Origin of the sequence: Thermomonas sp., from assembly GCF_035369645.1 — a bacterium.
In the GTDB taxonomy this organism is placed as follows: domain Bacteria; phylum Pseudomonadota; class Gammaproteobacteria; order Xanthomonadales; family Xanthomonadaceae; genus Thermomonas.
The window spans coordinates 1-8,403 of the sequence record NZ_DAOOUM010000068.1; the positions used below are offsets into that span (position 1 = coordinate 1).

An 8,403-nucleotide genomic window follows, 5' to 3' on the forward strand; every position below is an offset into this window, starting at 1 on the left:
AAGCCATCGGCCTACCGATTCCGATGATTCGCCGCGAGAAGTACGTCAGCAACAAGTGAAGGTTGCGTGCGGCTTGGCAGCACCTATTGCGCTGCCGCCAAGCCAAGCGCCAGACGCAGTGCCTCGCCCTTGTCGTGATGCACTTGCAGTACTTCTCCGGCCGGCGTGCGAATGATGATCATCGGGGCATAGCCGCCCCATTCCCTCAGGTGGTGCATCAGCCCAGTGTAGTCTTGCGCATGCTTGGCTTGCATGACAAAAGACGGCAACTCATAGCCCTTGTCGCTTTTGAGGTCATTCGTCCGGAAATAGTCATCCAACGCCTTGCTCGGATCGTTTGCGGCCAGAATGACGTCGGCAATGGCGGCGCTGTCTTGTTTCATAAACGCCACCGGTGCCCAACGCATGCTAATGCCACGGAAGGCGTCACCTTGTAGCCACCTGTACAGATCGGCGCAATACGGGCAATTGGCGTCGAAGATCACATAGACCTTTGCAGGCTGACCCGTCGCTCGTCCAACCGGTATCGCAGGGCTTGCCTCCAACGCCGTCCATGCCGATGCGGGCAGCACCTCCAGATGCAAGGTAATGCCTTGCTGACGTGCCGCCGCGATGGCGGCGACCGTTGCTGGTGCGAATCTACCTTGTTCGACGTTCACCGCAGCCGTGTTCCGTTGCACCGAAAGGCCAGTGCATGCCGACAGCAGGCAGGCCGTCACAAGCAATACCAAACCCACACACCACCGCATTACGTAGATCATTGTTTCACCAACTCCACCCGGCGGTTCTTAGCCTTGCCTTCCGGCGTGGCATTGTCGGCCACCGGCTGGCTTGCACCATAGCCATGGGCGGCAAGGCGCGAACCCGCTATCCCTTGCGCTACCAGCGCCGCCACCACTGCAGCGGCGCGGCCTTCCGACAAGGTTTGGTTATGTGCCGCATCACCGCTGTTATCGGTATGGCCGTTGATGGCTAACTTCAGTGCGTTGTTCTCTTTCAACAATTGCAGCACTTGCGCGATTTGCGGTTGTGAGTCAGCCAATATCTCGGTCTTGTCGGTGGCAAAGTTGACCTGCAAGGCGACCTTGCCGGCACTGTCCAATTGCTGCTTTAGCTCGCTGGCCGGCAACAAGCTGGCGGTTTTCTGGAAACTTTTTTCCTTCACCACCGTCCACCATGCTTCGGCGGTATTGGCCACAAAATAAATCCAGAGATTGCCGTCCTCACGATGCACCACATAGGTGGTGACGGGTTCGTTATAGGGGTCACCAAATGCCGGCAACCCCAACACATCACTCCCCCAAGACTTGATGGTGTCGTAAGGAATCTTGCCTTGAAAGACTTCTTTACCGCCCAACTCCGCCACCATGGCTTCCACGTTGCGGCGCACTTCCAGCTGTGAAAACTGCTTACCTTCCGTGGCCGTCATGCTGGTGCCGTACAACTTACCTTCAACCCAAACCGGCTTGTTGCCCACCCAAAACGGAAACCGCGCAAAGTCCAGCGTTTGATGCGCACGCCCATCATTGCTGTAGCCCTGCGGCAAGCTGATATACGGAAAATCACCCAGCGCCACGTGACTGAGCGGGACTTGGTTGATATCAAACTCGTGGGCCGCAGGCTGCGCCGGCTCCACATTCTTGGCTGCTGTTTGTGCAAGCTCGGCAGCATGGTTGGCCATATTGGCCACGTCCGTTTTCCCCTTGCACGCCGATAAGGACGCGGCAACACACATGCTTAAAAAAAGACCCGCTGCGTAGTTCATCGATAACTTCCTGTCCTGAAATGCGTTAAGAATCTTTGCAATTGAATGCCTATTACCCAGCATCATGCTGCTGGTGCTGGTACTGGTGCCACGCCGCTGCGCCGCTTGACCCACGGATCGGCAGTGGTCCCTAGGTCTGCTACCGCGATACGTGCGGCATCGGACTCCAGCAAACCGGTCATGCGGTAATAGCGTTGCCCGCGCAGCAGCTCAAACCCCAAGGTTGGCGTGCCCATCAGATCCCCGGCCTGTCGGGCGAGGCGGGTATTGCGCTCCACTTGGGCCACACGCGCCGCCGATGGCGCAGCACTGGGCTGGTAACCGCCTTTGTTGGCCTTGCTATCGAAATTTTGTTCATTGGTGGTCAACGCCGCCACCGGATCGGTGGCATCCAACATTGCCGCCGCCACCCGCGCGCTGGATGCATCCATATACGCCACCGGCACCCAATGGATGCGCACCTGCTGCAAATACGGACGCAATACCTGCCACTGTTTGGCGCACACGGGGCAGTGCGGATCGAAATACACCACCATGCGCTTGCTGGCATCCACAGGCCCGGTGTCGATACCGGGCAGTGCCATGGCCCGGTTCCAAAACGCCTGCATGGCCGCCCAATCCACCTGTTCTGCAGGCGTTTTGCTGGCCGCAACCGCCACCGGACTGGGTGGCCGTGGTGCGGCCTTGGAGCAGGCCCCCAAGGCCAACAACAACATGGCTAACCCAATATATTGAAACAACAAACGCATCACGCAGTCTCCTTGCTGCAATATTGCACACACACTTACTGGGTAAAGGCTTCCAAAGGTATCGCGGCGGCGGGAAGGTTTGGTACGTCCGTCTTGACCGGTGCCGCATCCTTCCCGGACGAGAGATAGGCCTCGGTGCGCACCTCGATGCTGGGCATCAGCGCGCAAGCGGCAGCACGTTTCGCACAGGAGGTATTGAAGCCAAGCAGGTTGGCCTGCATCCAGCTCTTGAATAGGGGATACGCTGCTTTCAATGCCGCTTGGTCGCGTACTACCAGCACGACATGCGGCTCGGCGCCATCCTTTTTTGCCGCTCGCTGATAGTCCGCAACTGAGTTAAACCTGACTGTGCCTTGAACAGACACCAGATCCAGAACGTCATCCACCACTGCAACTAATTCCAAGCGGCCAGCGGCGTCGGAAATGGCAACCGACTGGAGATTTGCCTCTTGGTACTTAAAGCCCCAATTGATGACTTGTCCATCCATGGTGGTCAGCATCCTGGAAGCCGCCTCAAAGCCGTGCAGGATGCGACTCGACAGTAGTAAGTCGGGATAGTTGACCAGCTGCACTGTGGCATCTTGCGTCGCACTTCCAACCAGTTGTTTCAGTGCATCTTCATCCGGTGCATCGCCGGGACCAACCGATTTCACCTGAATGGTCGTAGGCTGTTGGGCAATTGTTGCCTGTGGCGCTGACTGAACTGCAGGCGATGCGATGGATGTTTGCGTTTCACCACGCATATTACCTTCCGCACAAGCGACAAGCGCAATTGCGATCCACGCTGAGATTTGCACTGTAATTAGCTTCATCGTCTCAAAGGGCAGTTACACAGTTCAATTTACAGACTCCAGCTCTACCGCTAATAAACAGCCTGGAAAACAAAAAGCAATAGATTCATTAAGTTCTCAGCCATTTCCAGAATCAATAACCATTTGATGCGATTCGCACCCCATCAGAGACCTCGGCAGAGTCAGCCACTTATTTGTTCTTTGGGCCGAATGCCACGCGACGAAGGCACTCGCTGCCGTCCATTTTCTCCATTTCGAAGTAAATAATCGCTCGCTCTTTTGCAAGCGACCAAGTTGTTGAAACGATCTTGTCATGCGGCGACGATGGCAGCGGCATACCGATATCAGGATAGTGCTGCTTGACTTCATCGAATGGGATGCAACGGCCATCAAAATATAAACTAAACACAATCAAATCTGACCGTTGAGATTTTACTGCGACTGATAGGCCGCTATTGGATACATCGATGCCATCTTGCAACGAAACTCCGCGCCCAATCCAATTCACGCGATATCGCGTCCCGGTTGTTTTATCTACTCTCATCTCGAAAGTCGATTTTATTTTCTCAAGACCGTCTGGAATTAAGTTATACTGCTGGTTGACCAGGGTCCACCATGTGATATCCCGTTGAGCCTCATTAGGCTTATCCTTGGCCACGGTGCACCCCCCTAAAGCGATCACTGCAGCAACCATCACTTTCATACTTGAGTTAATCACCCTGCCTCCTTTCGACCATTAAGGCGACGGAAAATTTCGATCATACCACCCCCCGTAATACTCCCCATACGTTACACCTCCCCCGCTTGCTATTTCGTGGTCCTTGTAGCGCTCACCAATTGCTTGTCTTGCCGCATTCCTGTTCCCGTCAACCAGCATCGTGTCATATGTTGAATTGTAATACCCCAAATTGTCCTGATTGCAATTCACTCCGAATTGCGGGCCGCCGTGGGCAATAATGTCACGCTGAAGCTCGATCGCAACAAGTGTCGCCTCCCCCTCGTCAGCCAAAACACCAGAAAGATATGCGTCTTTAGATGAATAATTCGGAGTATATGCATATCGCGCATGGCCAACTTCGTGCGCAAGCGTTGAAAGGACTGCGTTTGTTTTCCCTTGGTAACCCCCATCAATCACAATAATTTTATCTGGCGCACGTTTAGCCTTGCTTCCACCATCAACAGGCCCATAAACAAATTGCCAGCCATCCGCCAAAAGCTCCAGAACATACTGGGTAAACGTTGGTGACATCATGATCACCGCATCAACATCGGCACCCAACCCTGTTTCAACAACAGGCGCACCTTCCGTATCACCAGTAGTCACCCTGCAATGATTCGCACGCTCAAACTGCGCAATCGTGTCTTCGGCACTTTCGCCTTCTGACACCAAAAGACAGACATGCGGGCAGGGTGGCAAATCGCCTTGGGTTCCGGGAAATAAAAACGGATTAGACACCGGCGTTGCTGCCGGGCTGCCATAGCGCGGTAAGTTTTGCGCCGGGCTTGCGCGCCAAGACAATGCGGCTATCGCCATGAATGCGAAAATCAGGCTGACCCGAATCAACCCAGCAATCCTGCTGTTTTTCATTCCATCTCCCCAATACGGTCGTTCAAGTTCACGTGCACACATGGTCTGGCGGGTCGCCCCCGCCGGGTGGGTCATTCCCACCGGAGCCAGTACCGCCACCCGGACCAGTACCCCCTCCGGAACCCCCCGACGTTCCCCCTGCCACCGCAGTGCCCAAGGTGCTGCTTTCGCTTTGATAAATCGGCGATTGCATGCGCACGATGGCGTAGGACTCGATTTTCAAACGTCCGGTCAATGCCGAAAGTGGCGAAGATTCCAACGCGCCGGCTTTGAGGTAACTCGATTTTCCGCCCAGTACCCAGCCCACAAACGGCACCACCAGCGGGGCCGCGTATTCGACTTTTACTTTCAGCACATTGGCGTCTTGCACGTTGACGCCACTGCTGCCGGTGGCATGGCTGCGATACGCCAAGCTGTCGTTGGGTAGCGCGTACTGCCCGTTGTATTGGCGCTCTTTGAATTCGTTCCACGCCACTTTGGTGGGATTGATCACGGTGATCGTGCCGTGCAATGCCAAATCCACGCGCGCTTTGACGTAGGCCGCTTCGACTTCGGTCATGCCCGTTTTGTGCGCGTACAGCGGCAACATGCCTTTGGCGAAGGCGGCCTGCATGTCGGACTTGTGCAAACCGCTGACCGCGCCGGCGCGTGCGGTCATCAAGGCGGCGTAATCCAAGGTGGATTTGATGCGGTACAACAGCACCATCTGGATCGTCATCAAGATCAGAAAAAACACCACCGGCGCGGCAATCAGCAATTCCACCATCGCTTGCCCGCGCGTCGTGTTTCGTCCATGCACCATGGGCACGCCGTGTCGTGTTGTCATGTCCTTGCTCCATTGGCCGCTGTGTCTTGCGCACACCGCCACTGCCAGCGTTCGCCCCGCTGTGGGCGCAGATGCGCCAATGCTCCGGTATGAAACTCCACCGCCACCGCCGCCTGCACGCAAGCCGACACTCGCCATGGCCGCAGGTGCTCACGCAGCCCCACCACTGCCCCATTACGGTCCAGATACACCACGTCCAGCGCATAGCGCATGCCGAAGGTGTGCACGCTGGCGCAGGGGGTGATCCACATTGCTTGCGAGCCATCCTTGGCCAGCGCTGGGCGCGCCAAAAGCCCGCGCATGCGCGACCACCAGCGATCAGCAGCCCAAACCTGTGGGATCGGGTGGCCGTGTTCGCGCTCGATCCAGCCCGGCCTCACAAGATGCCCTCTTGCAGCATCTTCAAATAGATGAAGTAACCGATGAACAAGAAGATCAGCGGAAAGAAAAACATCACCAGCGGCAGCATCATTTTTACTGGGGCTTCCAGCGCCAATTTTTCTGCGCGCAAAAAGCGCTCCTCGCGGCGCTGGTTGGCTTGTGCGCGCAAGGTGTCGCTGAGGTTGGCACCCACCTTGTCGGCTTGGATCGCCACTCTGGATAAGTGGTGTGTTATGGGCAAATGGGGGCGCCCCAAAATCAGGGAGGACGTCGAAACCGCAGGCACGCGATGGCGTGCCGCCCGGCAGTCGATCTGCACAGGCACCGTTGCGGCGCATCGAACATGGGGCAGCCAGCGAGGGCTTCCCTGCGTGCAGACCACACGCAGGGATATTCGGTTTATCGTTTGACCAATTCCACGCGGCGGTTCTTCGCCTTGCCTTCGTCCGTGCCATTGTCGGCCACCGGCTGCATTGCGCCAAAACCTGCTGCACTCAAGCGGCTGGCCTCTATGCCCTTGCCGGTCAGCAAGGCAACGACGGCCTTGGCACGGCCTTCGGAGAGCTGCTGGTTGTGCGCAGCGTCACCAGTGTTGTCGGTATGGCCGTTAACGGCGAGCTTGAGCGAAGGATCATCCTTCAGCAGTGCGGCGACCTGCTCGATCTGTGGCAGCGAGTCCGGCAGGATGTCGGTCTTGTCGGTGGCGAAGTTCACCTGTAAGGCCACCTTGCCGGTGGCGTCGATTTGCTTTTTCAGTTCAGAAGCCGGCAGCAGACCGGCGGTTTGCGCCATACCTTTGCGTTCCACGATCACCCATTGGCCACTCAGGCATCCCTGCCGAAGCTGCATCCAAACGGTATTGCCGGCATGTTGACCGCGATAGATCAGCATGCGCTCGCTTTTGTCGCTGCCGATTACGTCCTCATAGGCCTTGGCATCTCGTTCCGGAAGCTGATCGACGGGCACCTTGCCTTCGAAGACTTTCACACCAGCGTTATGCGCCATCCAGTTTTCCAGATTGCGGCGGGTGTCGTACAGCGAGTATTTCCGACCGGTCTTGCTGCGTACCGGCCACGCCACATCAAAATCCTGCGCCAGCAAACGGCCTTCCACCCACTGAAATTGCTGACCATCCCAGAATGGGAAGCGATCGAAATCGCGTTTCACCGGCGCATTTCTGTTGTCGTAATCCTTCGGCAGCGACAGGTAGGGAAAGCTGTCGCCCGCGATGAAACTAGGCTGAAACGCTTGCTGGCCCAGCACCACCAGTTGCGCACTGGTGTCCTGGGTACTCATCTGCACCCAAACCTCGCGGTCGGCGGTTCGGATGACATGCACTGAAACATGCCCCGCATCCATCCCAATGACTGCATTGCTATGTGCACCGCGGATTTCATCCGACCACGGCTTGTCGTCGTAAAGACCGTCCGGCAGTTCTCCATCGAACACCGTCTTGGCGCCGGCCTGCGCCAAGGCGGCTTCCATGTTGCGGCGGAACTCGAGCTCCGAATACTGCTTGTCCTTGGTCTCCGGGTTGCTGCTGTCGGTGCGGATCAAGGCGCTCCATATCTCACCTTCCACCCAATGCACGCCTCGACCCAGCCAGAACGGGAAGCGGGCAAAGGTCTGCATCACCGGCGTGTTGACGGGGGCATAGCCATGCGGCAGGACGATGAAGGGCACTGCACCCAAGGCTGCCTGGCTGAGCGGCACCGACTGCGGATCGAACGGCTGCACCGCAACGCCATCGCCCGCCTCGGCGGGCGTGCTTTCCGCGAAGGCCGGTTGCGCCGTGTCCGGGGATGGTTGCGTGGAAGAGGTGACGATGCCTGCCGCTTCATGTTTCTTGTTGCAGCCAGCCAGCAAAAAAGCCGCGATCGTTGCGGCCAACAGGGTCTTGCTCATTGACATCGGCGATGTTCCTGAACATTCGGGGGAGCGCGGATTCTAATGTCAACAATCTGCGTGGCATGGAACGCGAACCAGCAATCCGGGCAGGATGTCAAGGTCGCTTGACATGCTTTCCAAACCCTTGCATCCTGATGTCAAGCAACCTTGACAAGGCATACCCCATGAGATGCGCAAAGAATCCAAAGTCCGCAGGTGTCGCTTTTTTTGGTGCAGGACTTGCTTATTTGATTGCTGCTGTGTTGGCACAGCAAGTCGCGTTCACAGGTGTTGGCTTGGCGATGTTGGGCATCGGCATTGCATTCTTGGCCAAGTCGCGTAAAGGCGACGCACTATGACACTACACCGCTGGATGTGGGGTTTTGTGCTGATAGGACTGGGCAGTTTGGCGCTGG

Annotated in this window: 11 protein-coding genes; 1 reads left to right on the forward strand and 10 read right to left on the reverse strand. The window is 56.8% G+C overall.

Annotated elements, in window-relative coordinates; all coding sequences use genetic code 11:
* Positions 1 to 83: 83 nt before the first annotated feature.
* The 10 genes from PK789_RS10905 to PK789_RS10950 form a co-directional block, all read right to left on the reverse strand.
* Positions 84 to 659: a hypothetical protein gene (locus PK789_RS10905; protein ID WP_324308795.1), complete on the reverse strand. Its 576-nt coding sequence runs from the start codon at positions 657 to 659 to the stop codon at positions 84 to 86.
* A 98-nt stretch (positions 660 to 757) separates the two neighbouring features.
* Positions 758 to 1,681 carry an OmpA family protein gene (locus PK789_RS10910; RefSeq protein ID WP_324308796.1) on the reverse strand — a complete coding sequence of 308 codons (924 nt, stop codon included), beginning with the start codon at positions 1,679 to 1,681 and terminating at the stop codon, positions 758 to 760.
* A 146-nt stretch (positions 1,682 to 1,827) separates the two neighbouring features.
* Positions 1,828 to 2,514 (reverse strand): thioredoxin fold domain-containing protein, encoded by a 687-nt coding sequence (locus PK789_RS10915; protein WP_324308797.1) that lies wholly within the window; start codon positions 2,512 to 2,514, stop codon positions 1,828 to 1,830.
* Positions 2,515 to 2,549: 35 nt separating this feature from the next.
* Positions 2,550 to 3,326: a hypothetical protein gene (locus tag PK789_RS10920; protein WP_324308799.1), complete on the reverse strand. Its 777-nt coding sequence runs from the start codon at positions 3,324 to 3,326 to the stop codon at positions 2,550 to 2,552.
* A gap of 169 nt (positions 3,327 to 3,495) precedes the next feature.
* Positions 3,496 to 4,008: a hypothetical protein gene (locus PK789_RS10925; RefSeq protein ID WP_324308800.1), complete on the reverse strand. Its 513-nt coding sequence runs from the start codon at positions 4,006 to 4,008 to the stop codon at positions 3,496 to 3,498.
* A gap of 33 nt (positions 4,009 to 4,041) precedes the next feature.
* Positions 4,042 to 4,893 (reverse strand): hypothetical protein, encoded by an 852-nt coding sequence (locus PK789_RS10930; RefSeq protein ID WP_324308801.1) that lies wholly within the window; start codon positions 4,891 to 4,893, stop codon positions 4,042 to 4,044.
* A gap of 28 nt (positions 4,894 to 4,921) precedes the next feature.
* The gene (locus PK789_RS10935) at positions 4,922 to 5,719 is read right to left on the reverse strand and encodes a TadE/TadG family type IV pilus assembly protein (protein ID WP_324308802.1); all 798 of its coding nucleotides are present in this window, start codon (positions 5,717 to 5,719) and stop codon (positions 4,922 to 4,924) included.
* Complete coding sequence (locus tag PK789_RS10940) at positions 5,716 to 6,099, reverse strand: DUF192 domain-containing protein (RefSeq protein ID WP_324308804.1); 384 nt, start codon at positions 6,097 to 6,099, stop codon at positions 5,716 to 5,718. Before PK789_RS10940 ends, PK789_RS10935 begins: the two co-directional genes overlap by 4 nt.
* Positions 6,096 to 6,482 carry a type II secretion system F family protein gene (locus tag PK789_RS10945; RefSeq protein ID WP_324308806.1) on the reverse strand — a complete coding sequence of 129 codons (387 nt, stop codon included), beginning with the start codon at positions 6,480 to 6,482 and terminating at the stop codon, positions 6,096 to 6,098. The genes PK789_RS10940 and PK789_RS10945 overlap by 4 nt, the downstream gene beginning before the upstream one ends.
* Before the next feature lie 17 nt (positions 6,483 to 6,499).
* A complete protein-coding gene (locus PK789_RS10950; RefSeq protein WP_324308808.1) occupies positions 6,500 to 8,005 on the reverse strand; it encodes an OmpA family protein in 1,506 nt (501 codons plus the stop codon).
* A gap of 230 nt (positions 8,006 to 8,235) precedes the next feature.
* Here PK789_RS10950 and PK789_RS10955 point away from each other — a divergent pair, with 230 nt between their 5' ends.
* Positions 8,236 to 8,346, forward strand: a complete 111-nt coding sequence (locus PK789_RS10955) for an LPXTG cell wall anchor domain-containing protein (RefSeq protein WP_324308810.1) — start codon at positions 8,236 to 8,238, stop codon at positions 8,344 to 8,346.
* The last annotated feature ends 57 nt before the right edge of the window (positions 8,347 to 8,403 follow it).

What these genes read in the sequence shown, in the direction of transcription:
- PK789_RS10920 (WP_324308799.1), bottom strand. Translation starts at nt 3,326, where the DNA reads ATGAAGCTAATTACAGTGCAAATCTCAGCGTGGATCGCAATTGCGCTT.
- PK789_RS10935 (WP_324308802.1), bottom strand. Translation starts at nt 5,719, where the DNA reads ATGACAACACGACACGGCGTGCCCATGGTGCATGGACGAAACACGACG.
- PK789_RS10930 (WP_324308801.1), bottom strand. Translation starts at nt 4,893, where the DNA reads ATGAAAAACAGCAGGATTGCTGGGTTGATTCGGGTCAGCCTGATTTTC.
- PK789_RS10915 (WP_324308797.1), bottom strand. Translation starts at nt 2,514, where the DNA reads ATGCGTTTGTTGTTTCAATATATTGGGTTAGCCATGTTGTTGTTGGCC.
- PK789_RS10950 (WP_324308808.1), bottom strand. Translation starts at nt 8,005, where the DNA reads ATGAGCAAGACCCTGTTGGCCGCAACGATCGCGGCTTTTTTGCTGGCT.
- PK789_RS10910 (WP_324308796.1), bottom strand. Translation starts at nt 1,681, where the DNA reads ATGGCCAACCATGCTGCCGAGCTTGCACAAACAGCAGCCAAGAATGTG.
- PK789_RS10925 (WP_324308800.1), bottom strand. Translation starts at nt 4,008, where the DNA reads ATGAAAGTGATGGTTGCTGCAGTGATCGCTTTAGGGGGGTGCACCGTG.